The following is a 25,791-nucleotide window of genomic DNA, read 5'->3' as shown; positions in this document are numbered from 1 at the left end:
CGAACGAGGAAAGACGTGGATGCCCGGGTCAAGCCCGGGCATGACGACGGAGAGAGAAGAGCGCAAGCATGACCAACCTCACCCCCACCGGTTTCCTCAGCATCGGCAGCGCCAGTCTCGAATACAAATGGCTCGCGCCGCAATCTGCTGACGCTCCGACGATCGTGATGCTCCACGAAGGCCTCGGTTCGGTCGGGCAGTGGGGCGATTTTCCGGAGACGCTTCAGCGGGCGACCGGCGCCGGCATCTTCGTCTATTCGCGCGCGGGCTATGGCCAGTCGAGCAAGGTGACGCTGCCGCGTCCGCTCGACTACATGCAGCGCGAGGCGCTGGATGTGCTGCCCAAGTTGCTCGATGCCATCGGATTCAAGCGCGGCCTCCTGCTCGGCCATTCTGACGGCGCCTCGATCGCGACGATCTATGCCGGCGCGCATCAGGATCATCGGCTGAGCGGCCTCGTGCTGATCGCGCCGCACTTCATCGTCGAGGACATCTCGGTCCAGTCCATCGCCGCGATCAAGACCGCCTTCGAGACCACGGACCTCAAGGCAAAGCTCGCGCGCTGGCACCAGGATGTCGACAACGCCTTCTACGGCTGGAACGGAGCCTGGCTCGATCCGAAATTCCGCGACTGGGACATCTCCGAATCCCTCGCCTATGTCCGCGTTCCCCTCCTGGTGGTGCAGGGGCAGGATGATCAATATGGGACACTGCGTCAGCTCGAAATTGCGCAAGAAGAATGCTATTGTCCGGTAGATTTTAAAGTCATTTCAGGCGCGGGGCATTCCCCGCATCGTGAAGCGCCGGGGGCGACGCTTGACGCGATTGAGCAATTTGCAAGAGCGGCCCTGCGCGACGATCAGGGACTTCAGGGACGCGCCGCATGATGTTGCGGAGGCACACCTTCAATGAGTGTGCCTTCGAACGCGAGCGGGCCATTGCCATGGCCGCAATGGGCCTATGTGCCGGGCGAGACCAGCGCCAATGCCGACTACGAGACGCTGGACCTGGCCAAGGCGCTGGTGCCGTCGGCGTTCCGCGGCTATGTGCCGGCGCGGCATCCGGCGCTGCGCTACGCCCTTGCGCTCAACGACCGCGGGTATTTCTGGGAAGCGCAGGAGGTGCTCGAGGCGGTGTGGGCAGCCGCGCCTCAAGGCGGCCGCGAACGCATTCTATTGCGGGCCTGCATCCACATCGCCAACGCCAATCTGCGACTGCGGATGCAGCGGCCGCGCTCGGCCGTGCGCCTGTTCGGGGATGCGCTCGGCGAGCTGCGGACGCTGAATTCGCGCAAGGCGGCTGCGGCCGGTGACGGCTTCGTCGAGACCCTCCCTGTCCCGGCCCTGATTGCGCTGTTGCAAGCCAAGCTCGGCCGTCCAGAGCTCTCCAAGGCGGACTGGATCGGGCTCGGGGCAATCGTGCGGTCATAAACCCGCTCATGAAACAAAGTGCATGTGATGGCCGTTAAGGACTAGACGCGTTTAAAAAGATGCATTATTGTGCATCTAACGCTACGGCGGCAATGTAAAACCAAGCTCAGGGATGACCCATGGCCGGGGAAGATCGGCGCCTCGCAGGCGGCGCGACATTCATCGATTTCCAGACCGAACCGTCCCGCTACAAGCACTGGAAGCTTGCGGTCGACGGCGACGTCGCGACATTGACCATGGACGTCGACGAGAACGGCGGCCTGTTCGAGGGCTATCTGCTCAAGCTCAACTCCTACGATCTCGGTGTCGACATCGAGCTCGCCGACGCGGTCCAGCGGCTCCGCTTCGAGCACCCGGAGGTGAAGGTCGTGGTGATGCGCTCGGCCAAGAACCGCGTGTTCTGCGCCGGCGCCAATATCCGCATGCTCGCCGGCTCGACGCATGCTCACAAGGTCAATTTCTGCAAATTCACCAACGAGACCCGCAATGGCATGGAAGATTCTTCCGAGAATTCCGGCCAGCGCTTCATCACCGTGGTGAACGGCTCCGCCGCCGGCGGCGGCTATGAGCTCGCGCTCGCGACCGACCACATCATCCTCGCCGATGACGGCTCGTCCGCCGTTGCGCTGCCCGAGGTGCCGCTGCTCGCGGTGCTGCCGGGAACAGGCGGGCTGACGCGCGTCGTCGACAAGCGAAAGGTGCGCCGCGACCATGCCGATTTCTTCTGCACCATCGAGGAGGGCGTGAAGGGCAAGCGCGCCGTGCAATGGCGCCTCGTCGACGAGATCGCGCCGAACTCCAAGCTCGAGGCCAAGATCACCGAGCGTGCCAAGGAGTTCGCAGGCCAATCGAAACGCAAGGGCAGCGGCAAGGGCATTGCGCTGACGCCGCTCAAGCGCGTGCTCGACGAAACCAGCATCCGCTACGGCTTCGTCACAGTCGATATCGACCGCACTGCCCGCATCGCCACCATCTCCATCAAGGCACCGGAGGCGGCACCGCCGGCCGACATCGACGGCATGATGGCGCAGGGCGCGGCGTTCTGGCCGCTCCAGGTCGCGCGCGAGCTCGACGATGCCATCCTGCACCTGCGCATCAACGAGCTCGAGATCGCGATGCTGGTGTTCAAGAGCCACGGCGAGCGCGCCCATGTGCTCGCCTCCGACGCCTTCCTCGAGGCCAACAAGGCGCACTGGCTGGTCAACGAGATCAGGCATTATTGGAAGCGCGTCCTGAAGCGCATCGACGTCACCTCGCGCACGCTGGTGACGCTGGTCGAGCCCGGCTCCTGCTTTGCCGGCACGCTCGCCGAGCTCGTGTTCGCCGCCGACCGCTCCTACATGCTGATCGGCACGCGCCAGGGCGACAACCGCCCGCCGCCGTCGATCGAACTGTCCGCGATGAATTTCGGCTCCTATCCGATGAGCCACGGCCTGACACGGCTGGAATCGCGCTTCCAGGCCGATCCGTCGGACGTTGAACGCGCCGAAGCCACGCTCGGCACCGCGCTCGATGCCGAGCAGGCGGAAGAGCTCGGTCTCGTCACCTTCGCGCTCGACGACATCGATTGGGACGACGAGGTCCGCGTGTTCCTCGAGGAGCGCGCCAGCTTCTCGCCCGACAGCCTCACCGGCATGGAAGCCAGCCTGCGCTTCGTCGGCCCCGAGACGATGGAGTCGAAGATCTTCGCGCGCCTGACGGCGTGGCAGAACTGGATCTTCCAGCGCCCGAACGCCGTCGGCGAGGAAGGCGCGCTACGCCGCTACGGCAGCGGGCAGAAGCCGAAATTCGATATGACGCGGGTTTGATGACTTCTGTGTCCCGGGCGCGGCGCAGCACGGAGTGATGCGACGCAGAACCGGGACCCATAGTGGACCGAACAATGGGTCCCGGCTCTGCAGCGCACCGCTTCGCGCCGCACTACGTCCGGGACAAGAGACGGAGCAAGGAGCACGGCCATGAACATGAACATCATGAACGTCGACTACTCGACCAAGATTCCGAACAACGTGAACCTCGCCGAAGACCGCCAGGTGCTCAAGGCGCTGGAGGGATGGCATCCCGGCTACATGGACTGGTGGAGCGACATGGGACCCGAGGGCTTCCAGGAATCGCTGGTCTATTTACGTACGGCGTATTCGGTCGATCCGCGCGGCTGGGCCAAGTTCGACTATGTCCGCATGCCCGACTATCGCTGGGGCATTTTGCTGGCGCCGCAGGAAGAGAACCGCGTCGTGCCGTTCGGCGAGCATTATGGCGAGCCGGCCTGGCAGGAAGTCCCGGGCGAGCGTCGCGCCATGCTGCGCCGCCTGATCGTGATCCAGGGCGACACCGAGCCGGCCTCGGTCGAGCAGCAGCGCCATCTCGGCAAGACCGCGCCCTCGCTCTACGACATGCGCAACCTGTTCCAGGTCAATGTCGAGGAAGGCCGCCACCTCTGGGCGATGGTCTACCTGCTCCAGAAATATTTCGGTCGCGACGGCCGCGAGGAAGCGGATGATTTGCTGCGCCGCCGCTCGGGAGACGCCGATGCGCCGCGCATGCTGGGCGCCTTCAACGAGGCGACGCCGGACTGGCTGTCCTTCTTCATGTTCACCTATTTCACCGACCGCGACGGCAAGATGCAGCTGCATTCGCTGGCGCAATCGGGCTTCGATCCCTTGTCGCGTACCTGTCGCTTCATGCTGACGGAAGAAGCGCACCACATGTTCGTCGGCGAGACCGGCATCACCCGTGTCGTGCAGCGCACCTGCGACGCGATGCGCGAGGCCGGCATCACCGATCCCACCGACATCGCCAAGGTCCGCGCGTTGGGGGTGATCGACCTGCCGACCATCCAGAAGAAGCTGAACCTGCACTATACACTGTCGCTCGACCTGTTCGGCTCGGAAGTCTCGACCAACGCGGCCAATGCCTTCAACGCCGGTATCAAGGGCCGTTATCACGAGACCCAGATCGAGGACGATCACCAGCTCAAGAACGCCACCTATCCGGTGCTCAAGTTCATCGACGGCGAGATCAAGCTGGTCGACGAGCCCGCGCTGACCGCGCTCAACATGCGTCTGCGCGACGATTACAGCCAGGATTGCGTCAAGGGCATGCTGCGCTGGAACAAGGTGATCTCGACCGCGGGCTACGATTTCAAGCTGACGCTGCCCAACGTCGCCTTCCACCGCCATATCGGCGAGTTCAAGGATATTCATGCCACGCCCGACGGCATCCTGATTGACGAGGCCACCTGGTCGAAGCGCAAGGACGACTGGCTGCCGTCGACCAGCGACGGCGACTTCATCACCTCCTTGATGCAGCCCGTCACCGAAACCGGCAAGTTCGCCTCCTGGATCTCGCCGCCGAAAGTCGGCATCGACAACAAGCCCGGCGATTTCGAGTACGTGAAGATCGAGTCGTGAGGGCTGTTCGCGAGACGCGACGGTTGCGCAACACACTCACCTGTCGTCCCGGCGAAAGCCGGGACCCTTAACCACAGGGAGTGGTTTAGCGAAGACTCATGGTTCGGTACTTCTACCGATCACAATCGATAGTTTCCGCGGTATGGATCCCGGCTTTCGCCGGGACGACAGCGGAGAGTGACGCGGCGGCTTACCCCGCAATCTCCAAGCCGGCATTCGCGTACACCACACCACCATCGACGGCGATGGTGTTGCCGACCACGTAATCGCCCGCGCGCGAGGCGAGATAGATCGCCACGCCAGCCATGTCCTCGTCGGTTCCGATCCGCCGCGCCGGGATGCGCTTTGCGACCTCGTCCGCGTGGTCGCGGGCGGCCCGGTTCATGTCGGACTTGAAGGCGCCCGGCGCGATCGCGGTGACGTTGATGTTGTCCTTGATCAGCTTCGTCGCCATCCGCCGCGTCAGATGGATCACGGCGGCCTTGCTGGCGGCGTAGGAATAGGTCTCGCTCGGATTGACGAAAATGCCGTCGACCGAGGCGATGTTGATCACCTTTGCCGGCCGTTCTGCGCTTGCCGCCGCGCGCAGCGGCTTTGCCAGCGCCTTGGTCAGGAAGAACAGCGACTTGACGTTGAGGTCCATCACCTTGTCCCAGCCGCTCTCGGGGAATTCGTCGAACTCCGCGCCCCAGGCCGCGCCGGCATTGTTGACGAGGATGTCGAGCTTCGGCTCCAGCTTGATGATTTCGGCGGCGAGCCTGTCGCAGCCTTCGACCGTCGAGATGTCGATCGGCAGCGCGATGCACTCGCCGCCATATTGCGCAGTGAGCTCCTTTGCGGTCGCCTCGCACGGCCCGGCTTTGCGCGCGGTGATGTAGACCTTAGCAGCGCCTTGCGCCAGGAAACCCGCTGCGATCATCTTGCCGATGCCGCGCGAGCCGCCGGTCACGAGGGCGACGCGGCCCTTGAGCGAGAACAAATCGTTGAACATGGTGCCTCCCTTGGTTGTTGCGCGTTGTGGGCGCGGCGGGGAGGGGAGTCAAGGAACGCGCCGGGACGAGCTGGGAGTCTGGCGCAGCAGCCGCCCAACCAACTCAATGTCGTCCCCGCGAAAGCGGGGACCCATAACCCCAGGGAGTGGTTTGGCGAAGATTTGTGGTGCGGTCCGTCTACCGATCACAACCGGTAGATTCCGCGGTATGGGTCCCTGCTTTCGCAGGGACGACAGCGAAGGCTAAGCCGCCGCGATGCGGCGAAAGCCGTTCCACATCGCCGTTGCCGCACCCGAGGTCAGCACCGGCAGAATCCGCGCGTCCTGGTAGTTGCCGTTGAGCGAGACGCGCGGCAGCGCGGTCATGTGGTCGGCGTTCTCGGCGAACAGCATGCCCGGCCGCGTGGTCACCGCGGTCTTGAACCCGGCTGCGGCAGCCAGCGCGAATTCGCGCTCGCCCGCCGCCTCGCGGTCGCCATAGGGATAGGCGAAATGCAGCACCGGCCGCTCCAGTGCCTGCTCGATCCGTGCGCGGCTCACCGCCATCTCCTGCGCGGCGATCTCTTCGGCCTGCTTGGCGAGATTGCAATGGCTGATGGAATGTGCGCCGATCGTGACCAGAGGATCGGCGGCCAATGTCTTCACCTCGTCCCAGGACAGGCAGAGGCTGCGGCACAGCGCTTCCATGTCGACGCCGTAATTCGTGCAGAGGGCTTCGATCTCGCGCTTGAGGTCGTGCTCACCCGGTAGCGCGCGCAGCCAGTCGTGCAGGCGGTCGAACGCCACGCGCTTGGCAGCAGGGGTCGCCGCATCGAGCCGCAGCGCGGACGAGCCGATTCTCACCTCGATCTGCGCGGCCTTGGCGATCACCGCTTCCAGCGCGATCCACCACAGACGTCCGGTGCCCTCGGCGAAATCGCTCGCGACATAGACGGTCAGAGGCGCGTCAAATTCGCGCAGCACCGGCAGCGCATGCTCCAGATTGTCGCGATAGCCATCGTCCAGGGTGAAGGCGGCAAAGCGGCGCGCGAACCGGCCTTGCACCAGCCGTTCATGCAACTCGTCCATGCTGACGATGTCGATGTCACGCGAGCGCAAATGACACAGTGTCGCGCGCAGGAAATCGGGGGTGACTTCGAGATGCCGGTTTGGCTGGAACTCAGCCTCGCGGGCAGGGCGCACGTGATGCAGCATGAAAACGGCGCCGACGCCCGACAGCAACGGGCGCAACAAATGGTGCGCCCCGCTGAAATAGAGCGCCTCCAGCCCGGCGCGGATCACATTGTTGCGGAGTTGTTTCATTACGGCTGGTCGATCCCCGGGCATTCCACCCACAACTTACGGAAGGACCCTTGAAGAAAAAGTTATTCCAGTTGTCCACGCGGGGCCTCCAGAAGGGCACCATTTCCGGTTTGACAGCCTGCCAAGGGTTTGTTTTGTCTCCGGTTCCAGAGTTCGGGTCGTCGAATGCAGAAGCTTTTCAGGTGGGCCAGCAAATGGTGGCCGGGGCTGATTCCCCTGGCCGTCATGTGGGGATTTGCGGCCTGGAATAATACCTTGCCGGTCGAGGCGGACCTGTCCGCCCGCAGCTCGGCGGCGTTGAAGGATACCGTTCTGGACAAGACCCGGATCGCGGTCGACGGCCGCGATGTCAGCCTGGCCGCGGACGCCTTCTCCGAGGAGGGGCGCCGCGACGCTGTGATGGCGGTCGAAACCGTCCCCGGCGTGCGGCTGGTCGACGACCGGACTCGCCTTGTTCCCGAGGCCAAACCCTTCGTCTGGAACGCCGAACGTGACGTGGTGCGGGTCACCCTGTCGGGCTCCGCGCCGCTGCCCTCGATGCGGGCGCGCCTGACCGAGGCGGCGCGCAAGGAAGTCGCCGGCGTTGAGGTGGCCGATCAGATGGGTCTGGCGCGGGGTGCGCCGGCACGGTTCGAGGCTGCCGCGATGTTGCTGCTCGACCAGATCGGCCGGCTCAAGGACGGCAAGATCACGATCACGGACACCAAGGTCAATCTGTCGGGCATGGCGCGCGATCTCGGCGGCCGTGAGGCGATTGCGGCCGCACTGAAGAACCTGCCCGAGGGCTTCTCGATTGCCGCCAACGAGGTCAAGGCGCCGCCCTACATCTTCCAGGCCTACAAGGACCCGGTGGCCGCGACGGTGACGCTGACCGGCTACGTGCCGGACAACGCCGTCCACGCCGCGATCGCTACCAGCGCCTCGCGAAAGTTCTTCAACGAGAAGGTCGTCGACAACCTCAAGGCCAGCATCGGCGCGCCCGGCTCCTTCAACATCGCCGTGGTCGCAGCGCTCGGCGCGCTGTCGCGACTGTCCACCGGCACGCTCGTGGTCTCCGATCGCGAGGTGAAGCTGTCGGGCGATGCGCTCTATGAGGGGGCAGCCAATGACATCCGCGCAGGGCTCGGCAAGGACTTTCCGAAGAATTGGCAATACAAGCCGGAAATCACGGTAAAGCCTGCGGCAGGGCCGGTGGATGGCACCGTGTGCCAGCAATTGTTCACGGACCTGCTGGCCAAGGGCAAGATCCGCTTTGCGGCGAAGCGCGCCGACATCGATCCGGATTCCGCCGGCATTCTCGATCATCTGATCGAGACGGCGCTGCGCTGCCCCACCATCAACGTCGAGGTCGCCGGGCATACCGATGCCGACGGCGAGGACGGCTTCAACAGGGCTCTCTCGGAGAAGCGCGCGCAGGCGGTGATCGATTACCTGGTCAAGGCCGGCCTGCCCGCCAGCCGCTTCACGGCGGTCGGCCACGGCAGCACGCAGCCCCTCGCCGGCAACGACACCGACGAAGGCAAGGCGCAGAACCGCCGCATCGAATTTCTGGTGAGGTGATGATGCCCTATCTCGTCTCGTTCCATATGGGCTGGCTGATCGGCTCGTTGCTGCTGGGCTTTTGCATGGGCTGGATCTCGGTGGTCCAGCGCGGCAACGGCACCTCCAAGGTGACCGCACGTTGGCTCGCCGCCCTTGCTGCCGCCCTGGTCGCGGCGTCGTTCGCCCATGTGATCCCCGGCCGCTTCGGCTACTGGCTCGACCTCGGCCTGATCATGTTCGCCTGCTACCTGGTCGGCTGCACCATCGGCGCGTGGCTGCGCGACCGGGTGGTGTCACGGAGCGCGCCTCCGGCCGCCCCGTGATGTTGCCGTGCACACTTGCTCCGGGGCCGGGGACGCGGTCGCCGCGGCCTTTCGGCGCATCAGAAACCCGTGACCGGCCGCCTCGATGATCCCCTCTTTCAAGAGGCCGGCGTGCCCCATAGATTGACGTCGGCTTAAGCCGTGACGGAACATTGTCCGCTCGAAATCATCAAAACTTCATGGCGTCTGCGCAGGATTGCCAAGGAGATTCGCGTCAAGCCTTGCCGCCAAATGCGCCAAACCGTGCATCAGGAGCCCGCAACCCTGCCTAAAATATTGAAGGCACGTGTTTTTGTTCGAATTGGCGAATTCCACTTCGCCCGAAAACGCGCTAGTGGAGGGCAGGGGGGCATGCGCGAGGCCGGAGCCGGCGGCGAGGGTTCGTTGAGTGCCTGTGCGTCGTCCGCCTGTCCGCCGGCCACCCTGGCCGCTGAAGCGTTGTTCGAGGTCTAGATGCTGGAAGCCATACGCAGGGCGATGACGTTTCTGCGCCAGAAGCAAATCCTGCATAAGCTTGGAGTTGTGATCAGCATCGCGGTCATCGGCGTCGCTTGCTATGTGCTCTACCACATGCTGCGGGGCATCGATCGCAACGAGGTCATCGAGGCGATCAAGAGCACGGAGCCGAGCCAGATCGCGATGGCGGCGCTGTTCGTCGCTGCGGGCTATTTCACCCTGACCTTCTACGACCTGTTCGCCACGCGTGCGATCGGCCACGCCCACGTGCCCTACCGCATCAACGCGCTCGCCGCCTTCACCAGCTATTCGATCGGCCACAATGTCGGCGCTTCCGTCTTCACCGGCGGTGCGGTGCGCTACCGCATCTATTCGGCCTACGGGTTGAACGCGATCGACGTCGCCAAGATCTGTTTCCTCGCCGGCCTGACCTTCTGGCTCGGCAATGCCGCCGTGCTCGGGCTCGGCATCGCCTACCATCCGGAGGCGGCCGCCTCGATCGATCAGCTGCCGGCCTGGCTGAACCGGACCCTGGCGCTGATGATCATCGTGGCGCTGATCGCCTATGTGGTCTGGGTCTGGACCCAGCCGCGGGTGGTGGGCCGCGGTCCCTGGACCGTGGTGCTGCCGGGCGGCCCGCTGACGCTGCTCCAGATCGCGATCGGCATCGTCGATCTCGGTTTCTGCGCGCTTGCCATGTACGTGCTGGTTCCGGACGAACCCAATCTCGGCTTCGTCGTGGTCGCAGTGATCTTCGTCTCGGCGACATTGCTCGGCTTCGCCAGCCATTCGCCCGGAGGACTCGGCGTGTTCGACGCCGCCATGCTGGTCGGCCTCTGGCAGATGGACCGGGAGGAGCTGCTGGGCGGGATGTTGCTGTTCCGCGTCCTCTATTATCTGGCGCCCTTCGTCCTATCTGTAATCTTGCTGACGTTTCGCGAAGTTATAATCGGCGCACGTTCGAAGCGCTTGCAGCAGGCGGCGCTCAAGCTCGATCCCGGCCCGGCGCGCGAGGCCGCCTATGTGAGAGAGCGTAGCGACAGCGGCGCCTGACCGGCGCAAGCCCTTAAGGAGAAGCCCTCCCCGATGGCGATCGACGCCCCATCTTCTCCCAATACCCAGCCCTGGTCCGATCGGCTGCGGCACTCGACCATCATCCTGATCGCTGCGGCACTGGCGCTGTCGGTGGTGGTCTCGCTGGGTGAGTTGTCGGCCCTTCACGCCGCCATCGTGTTCCTCTGCATTGCGGCGGCCGCGCTGATCCCCTGGCGCCTGCACGACCCCGCCGCATCGCGCGACGACGTCAGGCGCATCAATCCGGTCGAGAGTGCGGCGGTGGCCGCAGTCGTCGCGGGCATGCCGGATCCTGCGGTGCTGCTCGACCGCGCCGGCCGCGTCATCCATCTCAATGCCGCCGCCGCCCAGCTCGCGCCGGCGCTGCGAAGGAACGAGCTCGCCCAGTTCGCGCTGCGCTCGCCGGAGATCATCACGGCCTTGCGCGAGGCGATCGCGACCACCGAGCCGCGGCGTGCGACGTATCTCGACCATGTTCCGGTCGATCGCTGGCTGGAGCTCATGATCACGCCGGTGCCGGTGCCGACGAGCTTCGGCGGCGCCGACAAATGCATGCTGATGACCTTCCACGACCAGACGCCGCTGCGGCGGGTCGAGGAGATGCGGGCCGATTTCGTCGCTAATGCCAGCCACGAGCTGCGCACCCCGCTCGCCGCATTGTCCGGTTTCATCGACACGCTCCAGGGCCAGGCCAAGGACGATCCGAAGGCGCGCGAGCGCTTCCTCGGCATCATGCACAACCAGGCCACCCGTATGGCGCGCCTGATCGACGATCTCTTGTCGCTGTCCCGGGTCGAGCTCTCGGCCCATGTCCGGCCGGACACGCTGGTCGACCTGCTGCCGATCATCCTCCAGGTCGCCGACGGGCTCGAGCCGCTGGCACGGGAACGCCAGGTCGATGTCGAGACCCATCTGCCGGAACTCCCCGTGATGATCGCCGGCGACCGCGAGGAACTGCTCCGCCTGTTCGAGAACCTGATCGAGAACGCGCTCAAATACGGCGCTTCGGGCGGACGCGTCATCGTGTCGCTGACCTCGAGCGCCGCCACTGATGGAACTCAGGAAATCCGGGTCATGGTCCGCGATTTCGGGCCTGGCATTGCGCCCGAGCACCTGCCCCGGCTGACCGAGCGCTTCTACCGGGTGGACGTCGGCGACAGCCGCTCGCAGGGCGGTACCGGGCTCGGATTATCGCTGGTGAAACATATTCTTAACCGTCATCGCGGCCGGCTTTTGATCGAAAGCGTGCCCCGGCAGGGCGCCACTTTTACCGCCTGTTTTCCCCAGGCCAAGGCAACGGCATTGGCCTAAAAATCAAGCGATTTCAATTGCTTGACTGTGTCATCCACCTGTCACGAAACCTTCGTAAAAGCACAGCCGACCGCTCCTAAAGGGGCGGCGCGGGGAGCGCGATCGGGCGCCTATGGCGCTTCGCTCCCCTGTATGGAGACCAGCATGAATTTCCTCAAAACTATCGTCGCTGCTGGCTTGGTCGCCGCATCGGCGACGGCAGCCTTTGCTGCCGACATCACGGGTGCCGGCGCGACGTTCCCGTTCCCGATTTATTCGAAGTGGGCTGACGCCTACAAAAAGGAGACCGGCAATGGTCTCAACTACCAGTCGATCGGCTCGGGCGGCGGCATCAAGCAGATCCAGGCCAAGACCGTGACCTTCGGCGCCAGCGACGCGCCGCTCAAGGCCGAGCAGCTCGAGAAGGACGGCCTCGTCCAGTGGCCGATGGTGATGGGCGCCATCGTCCCCGTCGTCAACCTCGAGGGCGTGAAGCCGGGCGAGCTGGTGTTCGACGGCGAGACGCTGGCAAACATCTATCTCGGCAAGATCACCAAGTGGGACGATGCCGCGATCAAGAAGCTCAATCCGAACGTGAAGCTGCCGTCGGACGCGATCACCGTGGTCCGCCGTTCGGATGGTTCGGGCACCACCTTCAACTTCACCAACTACCTCTCCAAGGCCAGCGCGGACTGGAAGAGCAAGATCGGCGAGGGCACCGCGGTCGAGTGGCCGGTCGGCGTCGGCGCCAAGGGCAACGAAGGCGTGTCGGGCAACATCAGCCAGACCAAGAACTCGATCGGCTATGTCGAGTACGCCTATGCCAAGCAGAACAAGCTGACCTACGCCGGTCTCGTCAACAAGGCCGGCAAGCCCGTGCAGCCGACCGTCGAGGCCTTCCAGGCGGCCGCCTCCAATGCCGACTGGTCCAAGGCTCCCGGCTACTACGTCATCCTGACCGACCAGCCCGGCGACAAGTCCTGGCCGATCACGGCGGCGACCTTCATCCTCATGCACAAGTCGGCCACCGACAAGGCGGCCTCGCAGGAAGCCATCAAGTTCTTCCGCTGGGCCTTCAAGAACGGCGGCAAGATGGCTGAGGATCTCGACTACATCCCGATGCCCGACAGCGTCGTGCAGCAGGTGGAGAAGACCTGGGCTGCCGAGATCAAGAGCTGAGCGCGCTCTCTCGCGTCCCCGCCACGGCGCAGCCAGAGGTGCTGCGCCGCTGACCGGGGCCCACAAGAACCAGCCCCGGATCGGCGAGCGCCGCATCCGGGGCACCGAACCACAAAAACAAGCGTATACATAAACGGGTACAGGGGATCGGCGTGGCAGATATGGCCGTTCAGAGCGATGTAATCGACAGCGCCGGACCTTACGATCGCGCCAAGGCCTTGGGCGCGTTCAAGCTCGGCGACGTCACCTTCTATTGGATCACACGGCTTTCCGCGATCTCGGTGCTGCTGATCCTCGGCGGCATCATCATCTCCTTGATCGTCGGCGCCTTCCCGGCGATCAAGGAATACGGCCTGCCGTTTCTGTGGACGCAGCGCTGGGCCCCATCGGCCGATCCGCCCGTGCTCGGCGCGCTCGGGCCGATATACGGCACGCTCGTCACCTCCTTCATTGCGATGCTGATCGCCATTCCGGTCGGTCTCGGCATTGCGATCTTCCTCACCGAGCTCTGCCCGCAATGGCTGCGCCGCCCGATCGGCATGGCGGTCGAGCTGCTCGCCGGCATTCCCTCGATCATCTACGGCATGTGGGGCTTCTTCGTGCTCGGCCCGTTCCTGGCCAACACCTTCCAGCCGTTCATGATCAAGATCTTCGACGGCGTCCCCGTGCTGGGCGCGATCTTCGCAGGGCCCCCATCCTATCTCAGCCTGTTCAACGCCGCGCTGATCCTCGCCATCATGGTGCTGCCCTTCATTACGTCGATCTCGGTCGACGTCTTCAAGACGGTGCCGCCGGTGCTGAAGGAAGCCGCCTACGGCGTCGGCTGCACCACCTGGGAGGTCGTCCGCAGCGTGGTGATCCCCTACACCCGCGTCGGCATCATCGGCGGCGTCATGCTGGCGCTGGGCCGCGCGCTGGGTGAGACCATGGCGGTGACCTTCATCATCGGCAATTCGTTCCGCATCTCCTCGTCGATCTTCGCGCCGGGCACGACGATTTCGGCGGCGATCGCCTCCGAATTCGCCGAGAGCGACGGCCTGCACCAGTCCGGACTGATCCTGCTCGGCCTCCTGCTGTTCGTGCTGACGTTCTTCGTGCTCGCGGCCGCGCGGTTGATGCTGCTGCGCCTGGAAACCAAGGCCGGGAAGTGAAGCCATGAACCCGATCTATTCACGCCGCCGCCGCTGGGACATCGTCATTCGCGGGCTCTGCATTGCAGCCGCCGCCTTCGGCGTCACCTGGCTCGCACTGATCCTGGCCACGCTGCTCTACAACGGCCTGGCCGGGCTCAACCTCCAGGTCTTTACCGAAAACACGCCGCCGCCCGGATCGAACGAGGGCGGCCTGCTCAACGCCATCGTCGGCTCGCTGATCATGACCGTGATCGGCGTCGGCATCGGCGCGCCGCTCGGCCTGTTCGCCGGCACCTATCTTGCCGAGTACGGCCGCAACGACAAGCTGACCTCGGTCATCCGCTTCATCAACGACATCCTCCTGTCGGCGCCCTCGATCATCATCGGCCTGTTCATCTATGGCGCCGTGGTGGTGCCGATGCGCGGCTTCTCGGCCATCGCCGGCGCGCTGGCGCTCGCCGTGATCGTGATCCCGGTCGTGGTGCGCACCACCGAAGACATGCTGCTGCTGGTGCCGAACCCGCTGCGCGAGGCGGCCTCCGCGCTCGGCCTGCCGCGCTCGCTGGTGATCAAGCGCATCGCCTATCGTGCCGCGCGTTCAGGCCTCATCACCGGCGTGCTGCTGGCGACGGCCCGCGTCGCGGGCGAGACCGCGCCGCTGTTGTTCACGGCGCTGTCGAACCAGTTCTTCAGTCTCGGCCTGAACAAGACGATGGCGAACCTGCCGGTCACCATCAATAACTTCGTGCAGAGCCCCTACGAATATTGGAAGCAACTCGCCTGGAGCGGCGCGCTGCTCATTACCCTGACCGTGCTTGCCTTGAACATTGGCGCGCGCATCCTTGGCGCCGAGAGGACCGCAAAATGAGTGAAATGTCTGTTTCCGTAAGTGCGCCGACCGTTCATCCCGGCTCGCAGCCGCTGCCCGAGGCCCCTGCCAAGGTCACCGTGCGCAATCTCAATTTCTATTACGGCGAGCATCACGCGCTGAAGAACATCAATCTGACGCTCGGCACCAACCGCGTCACGGCCTTCATCGGCCCATCGGGCTGCGGCAAGTCGACCCTGCTGCGCATCTTCAACCGGATGTACGATCTCTATCCGGGCCAGCGCGCCGCCGGCCAGCTTTTGCTCGACCAGACCAACATCCTCGATCCCAAGCTGGACCTCAATCTGCTGCGCGCCCGTGTCGGCATGGTGTTCCAGAAGCCGACGCCGTTCCCGATGACGATCTACGAGAACATCGCCTTCGGCATCCGCCTCTACGAGAAGATCTCGAAGTCGGAGATGGACGACCGCGTCGAGAAGGCGCTGCGCGGCGGCGCGTTGTGGAACGAGGTCAAGGACAAGCTCAACGCCTCCGGCCTGTCGCTCTCCGGCGGCCAGCAACAGCGCCTCTGCATTGCCCGCACGGTCGCGGTGCGGCCCGAGGTGATCCTGTTCGACGAGCCCTGCTCGGCGCTCGATCCGATCTCGACTGCCAAGGTCGAGGAGCTGATCCAGGAATTGTCCGAGAATTACACGATCGCGATCGTCACCCACAACATGCAGCAGGCGGCACGCGTCTCCGACAAGACCGCCTTCATGTATCTGGGCGAGCTGATCGAGTTCGACGACACCAGCAAGATCTTCACGTCGCCGACCGATCGGCGCACGCAGGATTACATCACCGGCCGGTTCGGCTGAGGAGACGGGACATGGGTTCTGAACATACCGCAAAGGCCTTCGACACCGACCTCCAGGAGCTCACCCGCCTGGTCGCAGAGATGGGCGGCATCGCCGAGCGCATGATCGTCGATTCCGTCGACGCGCTGATCCGCCGCGATGTCGCGCTCGGCCAGCGCGTCGTCACCATCGACGCCGAGCTCGATGCGCTGCAGAAGCGCATCGAGGAGCGCGCCGTGCTCACCATCGCCCGGCGCCAGCCGATGGCGGTGGATTTGCGCGAGATCGTCGGCGCCATGCGCGTCGCGACCGATCTCGAGCGCATCGGCGACCTCGCCAAGAACATGGGCAAGCGCGTCGCGGCGCTGGAGACGGACTTCCATCCGCTGAAACTGTTCCGCGGCCTCGAGCACATGACCGATCTCGTGCAGCAGCAGGTCAAGTCGGTGCTGGACGCCTATGCCGCGCACGACCTGCCGGCGGCGATGGCGGTGTGGAAGGGCGACGAGGAAGTCGATGCCATCTGCACCTCGCTGTTCCGCGAGCTCCTCACCTACATGATGGAGGATCCGCGCAACATTTCGTTCTGCATCCATCTGATGTTCTGCGCCAAGAATATCGAGCGGATCGGCGATCACGCCACCAACATCGCCGAGACCGTGTTCTACATGATCGAGGGGCAGGCGATCACCGACAAGCGGCCGAAGGGCGACATGACGACCTTCGCCACGACGGTCCCGAATACCTGATTGCTTAAGGAGCGACGACCACATGGGCGCACGCATTATGGTGGTTGAAGACGAGGAAGCTCTCACCGAGCTTCTGCGTTACAACCTCGAAGGCGACGGCTATGACGTGGAGACGGTGATGCGCGGCGACGACGCCGACACCCGCCTCAAGGAACACATCCCCGATCTGATCGTGCTCGACTGGATGCTGCCGGGGCTATCGGGCATCGAGCTGTGCCGGCGGTTGCGCACCCGTCCCGAGACCAAGCAGCTTCCTATCATCATGCTCACCGCGCGTGGCGAGGAGAGCGAGCGGGTGCGGGGGCTCGCGACCGGCGCCGACGACTACATCGTCAAGCCGTTCTCGGTGCCGGAGCTGCTGGCGCGCGTGAAGGGCCTTCTGCGGCGGGCAAGCCCGGAGCGGCTGGCCACCGTGCTCGCCTATGGCGACATCGAGCTCGACCGCGACAAGCGCCGCGTGGCGCGCTCGGGCCGGCCGATCGATCTCGGCCCGACCGAATATCGCCTGCTTGAGTTCTTCCTGGAGCATCCCGGCCGCGTGTTCTCGCGCGAGCAGCTGCTCGACAGCGTCTGGGGCCGCGACATCTACATCGACGAACGCACCGTCGACGTCCACATCGGCCGCCTGCGCAAGCTGCTCAATCTCGGCCGCGAGCAGGACCCGATCCGCACCGTTCGCGGCGCAGGCTATGCGCTCGATGATCGGTTCGCGAAGGCCGAGCAGACGTAAGGTTTACGAGCTTTTGGTTGGCAGCTGTGTCCACAATCTCAGCTGTCGTCCCGGGGCGCGCGCTGCGCGAGCCCGGGACCCACAACCACAGGACGTGGCTTGACGAAGACTCGGAGTGACCATCTCGCGCAACAATTGCGCGCCTTGTGGTTATGGATCCCCGCGTTCGCGGGGATGGCACCGAGGAGTTGGAGCCGTCATCGTGTGACGGCTGCAGTCTTGTCGATCAGAGAATTGCTCTAACTCACCGCGTGCTCGGCTTGGCCGGTGCACGCCGGCGATCGGCGGCCGGCTGATAGGCGACGCGCGAGTGCTGGGCGCAGTAGGGCAGGCCGGACAACGCCTTGCCGCCGCAGAAGAAGAAGTCCGGGCTCGAGGGATCGCCGACCGGCCAGTGGCAGGTCGCCTCGTTCAATTCCAGCAGCGACAGCCGCTGGCTCATCGGCACCACGTTGTCGTAGGTGACGGGCTCGGCCTCAACCTCGACCTCGAAGGCTTGGGCCAGCGCGGTGTTGCCGCGCGAGATCGGACGGGTCACTCGCATCATATGCTGCGCCGGGCGCGCCTTGCGCGGCCGGGGCGCGGCAGACGACGGACTCTTGGCGCGGCCGGACAGGCCGAGCCTGTGGACTTTGCCGATCACGGCATTGCGGGTCACATTGCCGAGCTCGGCCGCGATCTGGCTGGCCGAAAGTCCGGCCTCCCAGAGCTTTTTCAGCTGCTCGACGCGATCGTCGGACCAGGTCAAAACCGTCATTGCACCCTTTCCCTCGCTGCCAGGCCAGCCATCCTGGGGCCTCACAGCGAATGCCTAAGCCTTGAAAAACCCGTGCCGCCAGAATCCCTTAAGGCTCGCCGGGCGCGTGACTAACGCCCGAACGTTTACGCCGGTACATGAGGACTCTTGGGATCAGAACCGCTGCACGAGATGTCGTATCTGACAGGCCAAACGCTACAATATGGCGTGACTCCCGCGCAAGAGTCCGCCGACTCGCTTCCACATGTTCCGTGGTGAAAACCCCGCAAAATCGGCACCGCAAGACTACGGATTCAGCGTTTCGCCAGGCTTTCCGGGCGGCATTGACACCCGTCTTGCCAGGCATAAGATAGTGACGCGTGCCGCCCTTAAAAGGCGGCACGTTTCGTTTTCCGGACCGGTCGATGGTGCGCTGCGCAAGGCATGCCAGGCAGGTCTCAACGTCCAAATTCAACATCCAAGTGATGATCATGACCAACAGCGCCGCGCCGCATCTGCTTCCCGTTTTTGCCAGGGCCGACCTTGGTTTCGAGCGCGGCGAGGGCTGCTGGCTGATTGCGACCAATGGCGATCGCTATCTCGATTTCACGTCGGGTGTTGCGGTGAACGCGCTCGGCCATTGTCATCCGGCGCTGGTCAAGGCCTTGCAGGAGCAGGCGACGAAGCTCTGGCACATGTCGAACCTGTTCCAGAGCCCGGACGGCGAGAAGCTCGCTGCGCGTCTGTGCCATGAGAGCTTTGCCGACTTCGTTTTCTTCTGCAATTCCGGTGCGGAGGCGCTGGAAGGTGTGGTCAAGCTGGTCCGCCATCATCACTTCTCCAAGGGCCATCCGGAACGTTATCGCATCATCACCTTCGAAGGCGCCTTCCACGGCCGCACGCTGGCAACGCTGGCCGCGACGGGATCCGCAAAATATCTCGAAGGTTTCGGCCCGCCGATGGACGGCTTCGACCAGGTCGCGCACGGCGATATCGAGGCCGTGAAGAAAGCGATCGGTCCGCAGACAGCCGGCATCCTGATCGAGCCGATCCAGGGCGAGGGCGGCGTGCGTTCGTCAACGCCGGCCTTCCTCAAAGCGCTGCGCCAGCTTTGCGACGAGAAGGGCTTGCTGCTCGCCTTCGACGAGGTCCAGACCGGCATGGGCCGCACCGGCGATCTCTTTGCCTATAGGCGCACAGGCGTCACGCCTGACGTGATGTCGCTGGCCAAAGCGCTTGGCGGCGGCTTCCCGATCGGCGCGGTGCTGGCGACCGCTGAGGCGGCTTCCGGCATGGGTCCCGGCTCGCACGGTTCGACCTTCGGCGGCAATCCGCTCGCGATATCGGCTGCGAACGCCGTGCTCGACGTCATGCTCAAGCCCGGCTTCTTCGATCACGTGCAGAAGATGTCGCTGTTGCTGAAGCAGAAGCTCGCCTCCGTGATCGATCGTCATCCCGATGTCGTCAGCGAAGTCCGCGGCGAGGGTCTCCTGATCGGTATCAAGGCGGTGGTGCCGTCGGGCGATCTCGTCGCCGCCTTGCGCAACGAAAAGCTGCTCACCGTCGGCGCCGGCGACAATGTCGTGCGCTTCCTGCCGCCTCTGATCGTCACCGAGGCCGAGATCGAGGACAGCGTCGGGCGGCTCGAGCGTGCCTGCGCAGCGATCTCGTCCAGTCAGACCAAGCGGGCGGCAAGCTGATGAGCAACTCGCCGAAACACTTCCTCGACATCAACGAGCTCCCGTTGTCGGAGCTCAAGCGCATGCTCGCCGCATCCTCCGCCATGAAGGCGAAGCAGAAGGCGCACCAGCCGGTCCGGCCGCTCGAAGGCAAGACGCTGGCGATGATCTTCGAGCGCCCCTCGACGCGGACGCGGGTGTCGTTCGATGTGGCCATGCGCCAGCTCGGCGGCGAGCCGATCATGCTCACCGGCGCCGAGATGCAGCTCGGTCGCGGCGAGACCATCGCCGACACCGCGCGTGTGCTGTCGCGCTATGTCGACGCCATCATGATCCGCATCCTTAATCACGAGGCGCTGCTGGAGCTTGCTGCCCATGCGACCGTGCCCGTCATCAACGGCCTGACGCGGCGCTCGCATCCCTGCCAGGTGATGGCCGACCTCATGACCTACGAGGAGCATCGCGGCCCCATCGAGGGCAAGACGGTGGCCTGGACCGGCGACGACAACAACGTGCTGGCATCCTGGGCTCACGCCGCCGAGCGCTTCAAGTTCCAGCTTAATGTCGCGACGCCGCCGGAGCTCGCCCCCAAGAAGGTGATGCGCGACTGGATCAAGGCGACCAACGCGCCGATCGTGCTCGGCTCCGATCCCGAGGCCGCCGTGAAGGGCGCCGATTGCGTCGTCACCGATACCTGGGTGTCGATGGGCGACAAGGAAGGCGAGCATCGTCACAACGTGCTCAAGCCCTATCAGGTCAATTCCAAGCTGATGTCGCTGGCCAAGCCCGACGCGCTGTTCATGCACTGCCTGCCCGCTCATCGCGGCGAGGAGGTCACGGACGAAGTGATCGACGGCCCGCAATCGGTCGTGTTCGACGAGGCAGAAAACCGTCTGCACGCGCAGAAGGGCATTCTGGCCTGGTGCTTTGACGCGGTGAAGTGATCTCGGTGGTGGGGCTGCGTCGCCGGCCCCATTATCCGCTGTCGTCCCGGACAAGCGCCGCACAGCGGCGCGCCGATCCGGGACCCATAGCCACAGGCAGTCGTGTGGCGAAGACTCGGAGTTGTCATCGCCAGCGATAACATGGTCCTGTGGCTATGGGTCCCGGGCTCGCGCGTTGCGCGCCCCGGGACGACACTGAGTTTGAGGCCGCGCCACGCCCCCTTCCAATCCCCCACCTCCGACCCCAGATAGAGCGCCATGGTTTCCCAATCTCCTGACATGAAAACCGGGCTGGAAGGCCCGGTTCGCGCACCATCAGCGGTTCCGATCGATGACGCCGTGCTGCCCTACGAGGTCGATGCGCTCGACGTGCGCGGTCGCCTGGTGCGGCTTGGCCCTGCGCTCGACGAGATCCTGACCAAGCACGATTATCCCGCGCCCGTCGGCAAGCTGCTCGGTGAGGCCATCGTGCTGACGACGCTGCTCGGCTCGGCGCTGAAATTCGAGGGGCGCTTCATTCTTCAAGCCCAGACCGACGGTCCGGTGTCGTTCCTGGTCGTCGATTACACGGCGCCGGATCGCTTGCGTGCCTACGCGCGCTACGATGCCGCGCGGCTTGGAGACGTCAGGGATTCCGGCGCGCTGCTCGGCCGCGGCCATCTCGCCATGACCATCGACCAGGGCCCCGACATGAGTCGCTACCAGGGCCTGGTTGCGCTCGACGGCGGCGGTCTGGAAGAGGCTGCCCACGAATATTTCCTGCGCTCCGAGCAGATCCCGACGCGCGTGCGCCTTGCGGTCGGCGAGGAATGGCGCTCGAGCGACGGCGGCAAGCATCGCTGGCGTGCCGGCGGCATGCTGATGCAGTTTCTGCCGAAGGCGCCGGAGCGCGCGCGGCAGGCCGATCTGCATCCCGGTGACGCGCCCGAAGGCACCGAGGTGCACAGCGTCGCTGAAGACGACGCCTGGGTCGAGGCGCGTTCGCTGATCGAGACGGTCGAGGACGTCGAGTTGATCGATCCCGAGCTGTCCGGCGAGCGGCTGTTGTTCCGTCTGTTTCACGAGCGCGGCGTGCGCGTGTTCAACCCGCTGTCGCTGAGGGCGCAATGCTCCTGCTCGCGGGATGCGGTTGCCGCCATGCTCAAGAGCTTCTCGTCCGACGACCGCGCCGCGATGGTCAAGGACGACAAGGTCGTGGTGACCTGCGAGTTCTGCAGCTCGGTCTATCAGTTCACGCCGGATGAAGCGGGCGTCGAGGACGCGTAAACCTATCGTCCGTCATTGCGAGGAGCCCTTGCGACGAAGCAATCCAGACTGTCTCGACGGAGGGATTCTGGATTGCTTCGCTGCGCTCGCAATGACGACGGAGAAGCGGCACGCCACATACGCGGTGTCATCGCCCGGCTTGATCGGGCGATCCAGTACTCCGAGAGGGTTGCGATTCAATCGATGGGCTGCGGCGTACTGGATTCTCCGCCTGCGCGGGGAATGACACTGGAGGCTAATTCAACACCCGCTTGTTGTCGGGGCTGTCGAGCGAGAACGTCGGCACGTCGATCTCGAAGCGTTCGCCGCTTTCGCTGACCATCTGGTAACGCCCGGTCATGAAGCCGGAGGCGGTCGTGAGCGGGACGCCGGAGGTGTATTCGAAGCGCTCGCCGGGGGCCAGGATCGGCTGCTCGCCGACCACACCCTCGCCCTTCACCTCCTGCTGGCGGCCGGAGGCGTCGGTGATGATCCAGTGCCGCGTCTTCAGCTGCACGGTCTCCCCGCCGGAATTGATGATGACGATGGTGTAGGACCAGAAATAGCGGGAGCGGTCCGGCGACGACTGCTCCGGAACAAAGTTCGGCTCGACGGTCACTTCGATCTGGCGGGTCACGGCGCGGTACATGGTGGTCATCATACCGAATCCCGGCTGGGAACCAAACGCCGCAACACGGCTTTGGCGACATCGTCCCGCCAGAATTCGCGGGGAAGGACACCTCGATGTGATCCGGCCGCTTTGCGAGACATCGGCCGGACCGGTACACTGCCTGACACGTCGCGATTTGCGGAAGGGTTTTTGGGTCCCGATGACCATTGCCGACCAAGTGACGGGATCGACGATCGCGGGAACCGCGGGTGCCAAACCCGCAGGCACCAAGCCCCGCGCCGCCGCGCCGGCCATCACGCTGCCGGCCATCGGCGAGCGCGAACTGCGGCTCGATCTGTTCCGCGGGCTGGCGCTCTGGCTGATCTTCATCGACCACCTGCCGCCCAGCCTGCTGACCTGGTTCACCATCCGCAATTACGGCTTCAGCGACGCCACCGAGATCTTCATCTTCATCTCCGGCTACACCGCCGCCTTCGTCTATGGTCGGGCGATGCTGGAGAGCGGCGTCGTCATCGCCACCGCGCGCATCCTGCGGCGCGTCTGGCAGATCTATGTCGCCCACGTCTTCCTGTTCACCATCTTCCTCGCCGAAATCTCCTATGTCGCGACCAGCTTCGAAAACCCGCTCTACACCGAAGAGATGGGAATCCTGGATTTCCTCAAGCAGCCCGACGTCACCATCGTGCAGGCGCTGCTGCTGCGCTTCCGTCCCGTCAACATGGACGTGCTGCCGCTCTACATCGTTCTGATGCTGGCGCTGCCGCTGATCCTGTGGTCGATGAAGTGGCGGCCCGACGTCACGCTCGGCCTTTCGGTCGTGCTCTACGCGGTTACCTGGGAATACGATCTTTATCTTTCGGCATATCCGAACGGCTTCTGGGCCTTCAATCCCTTCGCCTGGCAATTGCTGTTCGTCTTCGGCGCCTGGTGTGCGCTGGGAGGCGCGCGGCGCATGTCGCGTATCCTGGCGTCACCGGTGACGATGTGGATCTCGATCGCCTACCTCGTCGCGGCATTTTACGTGACGCTGACCTGGTACGTGCCGCAGCTCGGCCTCCTGATGCCGAAGCGCATCGAGCAATGGATGTATCCGATCGACAAGACAGATCTCGACGTTCTGCGTTTCACGCATTTCCTGGCGCTGGCCGCGCTCACCGTGCGCTTCCTGCCGCGGACCTGGCCGGGCCTGAAATCGCCCTGGCTGCGGCCCCTGATCCTGTGCGGCCAGCATTCCCTCGAGATATTCTGCCTCGGCGTCTTCCTGGCGTTCGCCGGCCATTTCATCCTGGCCGAAGTCTCGGGCGGCGCAGCCATGCATGCGTTGATTAGTCTCTCCGGAATCCTGATCATGTGGGGGGTGGCCTGGGTCATTTCATGGTACAAGCGGGTAGCTGACAAGAGCGGTGCGAAAACCAAAAACGCCGTCGGCAACGCCGATCTGGCGGGAGGGGGCTGATGAAGGCGAAGGTTCTCCTGAGCCTGATCCTGCTATGCGGTAGCCTCGCCGCGCCCACGGCGCGCGCGGGCGATGCTGCGCCTGCGGCCTCCGCCGTGCCCCCTGCGTGCGAATTGCCGTCCTATCTGCTGACCAGCGAAAGCCAGCTTCCCAAGGTCGCCGATGCCGTCAAGGCCGGCAAGCCGCTGGAGATCCTGGTCATCGGCAGCCGCTCGACGACGATTCCATCCTCGGAGAGCAGCTCATATCCGGCGCGCATGGAGGCGAGCCTCAAGGACAAGCTGCCCCCCTCGGAGGCGGTGCACGTCTCCGTAGAAATACAGAGCAAGAAGACAGCAGAGGAGACCGCGGCGACTTTCGTTAAGCTGATGGAAGCAAAAACGCCTACTTTGGTCATCTGGCAGACCGGGACCGTGGATGCTATCCGCGCCATCGATCCCGACGATTTTCGCGGCGCAGTGACCGAAGGGGTTACTGCGTTGCAAAAGGCAGGGGCCGACGTCGTCTTGATGAATTTGCAGTACAGCCCGCGTACCGAAACCATGATCTCGGTGCCGCCATACCTCGACAACATGCGGGTAGTGGCGCAGGAGCATGATATCCCGCTGTTTGACCGTTTCGCGATCATGAGGCAGTGGAATGATCAGGGCCAGTTCGACCTGTTCAACCCGTCCCGCGGGCCCGAGCTGGCGAAACAGGTCCATGATTGCCTTGGCCGGGCGTTGGCACAATTCGTGATCGACGCTGCCCATCTGGAGCCGGCCCAGCAGCAAAATTGAGGTCTAGCGTTAATGAGTTCTCTCCGCCCTTTTTGCCTGACGCCATGGCTGGCTGCGCCCGCAGCGGCGATGCTGTTGTTGCTGATGCCCGCTTCGCAGGCCGGCGCGCAGACGCACGCCGCGCAAGCGGCTGATCCCGCGTCCGCGGCGCCCTCCCAAACCACCGTCGCAGCGACGTCCCCCGAACACCGCGGCGTCGCGGCGCGGGCCATCGACAAGGTGAAGGAGGTCGCAAAATCCGCCGGCGACATCTTCAGCCGCGTGCCCTGCCTGCCGCCGAAGGGCGCCTCGAAGGCGATGGGCTCGCTGCCGCATGTCGCAAGCAAGCTCGTCGCCGGCCAGCCCGTCGTCATCGTCGCGTTCGGCTCGTCGTCGACCGCAGGTTTCGGTGCGAGCTCGCCGGACTTCAACTATCCGAACCGTCTCGCCGCACAATTGCGCCGGCACTATCCGACCGCCGACATCACCGTCATCAATGCCGGCGTCGGCGGCGAGGATGCGCCCGAGATGATGAAGCGCCTCCAGACGCAGGTGATCGACGTGCATCCGGATCTCGTGATCTGGCAGGTCGGCACCAACGCCGTGCTGCGCAACCTCGATCCCGGCGAGACCGCTAAACTGGTCGAGGACGGCATCAGCCGCATCCAGGCTGCGGGCGGCGCCGACATCGTGCTGGTCGATCCGCAATATTCGCCGGCCGTCAACCAGCGCAAGGAGAGCGCCGGCAAGATGGTGACGCTGCTCGGCAAGGTCGCCGAGCTTCGCCACGTCGGCATCTTCCCGCGCTTCGAGGTGATGCGCGACTGGCACGAGAACCAATCGATCCCGGTCGAGAGCTTCGTCATCGCCGACGGCCTGCACATGAACGATTGGGGCTACGCCTGCTTCGCCCAGCTCCTCGGCGACGACATCATCCGTTCCGTCGGCCAGATCAAGCTGGGCGTGAACGTGCCCGCGGATGTGAAGACGTACCGGCCGATGTGATATCGGTGCCGTAGGTAGGGTGGGTTAGCCGAAGGCGTAACCCACCTCTTGTGTGCCCGCGGT

25 protein-coding genes are annotated in these 25,791 nt (G+C 64.5%); 21 read left to right on the top strand and 4 right to left on the bottom strand.

Going from position 1 to position 25,791, the window contains the following annotated elements; all coding sequences use genetic code 11:
* Positions 1-68 precede the first annotated feature (68 nt).
* The 4 genes from HAP40_RS35710 to boxB all read left to right on the top strand — a co-directional run bounded on the left by HAP40_RS35710 (position 69) and on the right by boxB (position 4,840).
* Positions 69-887, top strand: coding sequence for an alpha/beta fold hydrolase (locus HAP40_RS35710; protein WP_166812465.1), 819 nt, complete (start codon positions 69-71; stop codon positions 885-887).
* A 21-nt stretch (positions 888-908) separates the two neighbouring features.
* On the top strand, positions 909-1,430 hold the full coding sequence (locus tag HAP40_RS35705; protein WP_166812466.1) for a DUF309 domain-containing protein: 522 nt from the start codon (positions 909-911) through the stop codon (positions 1,428-1,430).
* Between the two features lie 119 nt (positions 1,431-1,549).
* Positions 1,550-3,238, top strand: a complete 1,689-nt coding sequence (boxC, locus tag HAP40_RS35700) for a 2,3-epoxybenzoyl-CoA dihydrolase (protein WP_166812468.1) — start codon at positions 1,550-1,552, stop codon at positions 3,236-3,238.
* Between the two features lie 150 nt (positions 3,239-3,388).
* The gene (gene boxB, locus HAP40_RS35695) at positions 3,389-4,840 is read left to right on the top strand and encodes a benzoyl-CoA 2,3-epoxidase subunit BoxB (protein ID WP_166812470.1); all 1,452 of its coding nucleotides are present in this window, start codon (positions 3,389-3,391) and stop codon (positions 4,838-4,840) included.
* A 190-nt stretch (positions 4,841-5,030) separates the two neighbouring features.
* Here the strand turns inward: boxB and HAP40_RS35690 are convergent, their stop codons facing one another.
* Positions 5,031-5,831, bottom strand: coding sequence for an SDR family oxidoreductase (locus HAP40_RS35690; RefSeq protein ID WP_166812472.1), 801 nt, complete (start codon positions 5,829-5,831; stop codon positions 5,031-5,033).
* Positions 5,832-6,074: 243 nt separating this feature from the next.
* On the bottom strand, positions 6,075-7,133 hold the full coding sequence (locus HAP40_RS35685) for a polysaccharide deacetylase family protein (protein WP_166812474.1): 1,059 nt from the start codon (positions 7,131-7,133) through the stop codon (positions 6,075-6,077).
* Positions 7,134-7,298: 165 nt separating this feature from the next.
* Between HAP40_RS35685 and HAP40_RS35680 the strand changes: the two genes are divergently transcribed.
* From HAP40_RS35680 to phoB, 11 genes are all read left to right on the top strand, one after another.
* Positions 7,299-8,693, top strand: coding sequence for an OmpA family protein (locus HAP40_RS35680; RefSeq protein WP_166812476.1), 1,395 nt, complete (start codon positions 7,299-7,301; stop codon positions 8,691-8,693).
* A gap of 2 nt (positions 8,694-8,695) precedes the next feature.
* Positions 8,696-8,998: a hypothetical protein gene (locus HAP40_RS35675; RefSeq protein ID WP_166819224.1), complete on the top strand. Its 303-nt coding sequence runs from the start codon at positions 8,696-8,698 to the stop codon at positions 8,996-8,998.
* A gap of 141 nt (positions 8,999-9,139) precedes the next feature.
* Positions 9,140-9,451: a hypothetical protein gene (locus HAP40_RS35670; RefSeq protein ID WP_166810870.1), complete on the top strand. Its 312-nt coding sequence runs from the start codon at positions 9,140-9,142 to the stop codon at positions 9,449-9,451.
* A complete protein-coding gene (locus HAP40_RS35665; protein WP_166812478.1) occupies positions 9,452-10,507 on the top strand; it encodes a lysylphosphatidylglycerol synthase domain-containing protein in 1,056 nt (351 codons plus the stop codon). It begins immediately after the preceding gene.
* 33 nt (positions 10,508-10,540) lie between these two features.
* Entirely contained in the window at positions 10,541-11,839 is a 1,299-nt protein-coding gene (locus tag HAP40_RS35660) for an ATP-binding protein (RefSeq protein WP_166812480.1), read from the top strand.
* A gap of 144 nt (positions 11,840-11,983) precedes the next feature.
* Positions 11,984-12,997, top strand: coding sequence for a phosphate ABC transporter substrate-binding protein PstS (gene pstS, locus HAP40_RS35655; RefSeq protein ID WP_166812482.1), 1,014 nt, complete (start codon positions 11,984-11,986; stop codon positions 12,995-12,997).
* Between the two features lie 161 nt (positions 12,998-13,158).
* Complete coding sequence (pstC, locus tag HAP40_RS35650) at positions 13,159-14,148, top strand: phosphate ABC transporter permease subunit PstC (protein WP_166819225.1); 990 nt, start codon at positions 13,159-13,161, stop codon at positions 14,146-14,148.
* 4 nt (positions 14,149-14,152) lie between these two features.
* Positions 14,153-14,998: a phosphate ABC transporter permease PstA gene (gene pstA, locus HAP40_RS35645; protein ID WP_145642195.1), complete on the top strand. Its 846-nt coding sequence runs from the start codon at positions 14,153-14,155 to the stop codon at positions 14,996-14,998.
* Positions 14,995-15,816, top strand: coding sequence for a phosphate ABC transporter ATP-binding protein PstB (gene pstB, locus HAP40_RS35640; protein WP_166812484.1), 822 nt, complete (start codon positions 14,995-14,997; stop codon positions 15,814-15,816). The genes pstA and pstB overlap by 4 nt, the downstream gene beginning before the upstream one ends.
* A gap of 11 nt (positions 15,817-15,827) precedes the next feature.
* Positions 15,828-16,544: a phosphate signaling complex protein PhoU gene (gene phoU / locus HAP40_RS35635; RefSeq protein ID WP_166812486.1), complete on the top strand. Its 717-nt coding sequence runs from the start codon at positions 15,828-15,830 to the stop codon at positions 16,542-16,544.
* Between the two features lie 22 nt (positions 16,545-16,566).
* Entirely contained in the window at positions 16,567-17,274 is a 708-nt protein-coding gene (gene phoB / locus HAP40_RS35630; RefSeq protein ID WP_008143479.1) for a phosphate regulon transcriptional regulator PhoB, read from the top strand.
* A 244-nt stretch (positions 17,275-17,518) separates the two neighbouring features.
* Here the strand turns inward: phoB and HAP40_RS35625 are convergent, their stop codons facing one another.
* The gene (locus HAP40_RS35625; RefSeq protein WP_008541008.1) at positions 17,519-18,031 is read right to left on the bottom strand and encodes a GcrA family cell cycle regulator; all 513 of its coding nucleotides are present in this window, start codon (positions 18,029-18,031) and stop codon (positions 17,519-17,521) included.
* A 470-nt stretch (positions 18,032-18,501) separates the two neighbouring features.
* On the opposite strand from HAP40_RS35625, the gene HAP40_RS35620 reads away from it, so the two are divergent.
* From HAP40_RS35620 to HAP40_RS35610, 3 genes are all read left to right on the top strand, one after another.
* Positions 18,502-19,710, top strand: coding sequence for an aspartate aminotransferase family protein (locus HAP40_RS35620; protein ID WP_166812488.1), 1,209 nt, complete (start codon positions 18,502-18,504; stop codon positions 19,708-19,710).
* Positions 19,710-20,633, top strand: coding sequence for an ornithine carbamoyltransferase (argF, locus tag HAP40_RS35615; protein WP_166812490.1), 924 nt, complete (start codon positions 19,710-19,712; stop codon positions 20,631-20,633). The genes HAP40_RS35620 and argF overlap by 1 nt, the downstream gene beginning before the upstream one ends.
* A 258-nt stretch (positions 20,634-20,891) precedes the next feature.
* Positions 20,892-21,899 carry an Hsp33 family molecular chaperone gene (locus HAP40_RS35610; protein WP_166812492.1) on the top strand — a complete coding sequence of 336 codons (1,008 nt, stop codon included), beginning with the start codon at positions 20,892-20,894 and terminating at the stop codon, positions 21,897-21,899.
* A 235-nt stretch (positions 21,900-22,134) separates the two neighbouring features.
* Here HAP40_RS35610 and apaG read toward each other — a convergent pair whose 3' ends face one another.
* A complete protein-coding gene (gene apaG / locus HAP40_RS35605) occupies positions 22,135-22,527 on the bottom strand; it encodes a Co2+/Mg2+ efflux protein ApaG (protein WP_166819226.1) in 393 nt (130 codons plus the stop codon).
* A gap of 181 nt (positions 22,528-22,708) precedes the next feature.
* On the opposite strand from apaG, the gene HAP40_RS35600 reads away from it, so the two are divergent.
* From HAP40_RS35600 to HAP40_RS35590, 3 genes are read left to right on the top strand one after another with little or no spacing between them, the layout of a single operon-like run.
* A complete protein-coding gene (locus HAP40_RS35600) occupies positions 22,709-23,965 on the top strand; it encodes an OpgC domain-containing protein (RefSeq protein WP_166812494.1) in 1,257 nt (418 codons plus the stop codon).
* Positions 23,965-24,744 carry an SGNH/GDSL hydrolase family protein gene (locus HAP40_RS35595; protein ID WP_166812496.1) on the top strand — a complete coding sequence of 260 codons (780 nt, stop codon included), beginning with the start codon at positions 23,965-23,967 and terminating at the stop codon, positions 24,742-24,744. Before HAP40_RS35600 ends, HAP40_RS35595 begins: the two co-directional genes overlap by 1 nt.
* Before the next feature lie 12 nt (positions 24,745-24,756).
* On the top strand, positions 24,757-25,728 hold the full coding sequence (locus HAP40_RS35590; protein ID WP_166812498.1) for an SGNH/GDSL hydrolase family protein: 972 nt from the start codon (positions 24,757-24,759) through the stop codon (positions 25,726-25,728).
* Positions 25,729-25,791: the final 63 nt, after the last annotated feature.

Source organism: Bradyrhizobium sp. 1(2017) (assembly GCF_011602485.2).
In the GTDB taxonomy this organism is placed as follows: Bacteria; Pseudomonadota; Alphaproteobacteria; order Rhizobiales; family Xanthobacteraceae; genus Bradyrhizobium.
This window is presented reverse-complemented; position numbering and strand designations above follow the sequence as displayed.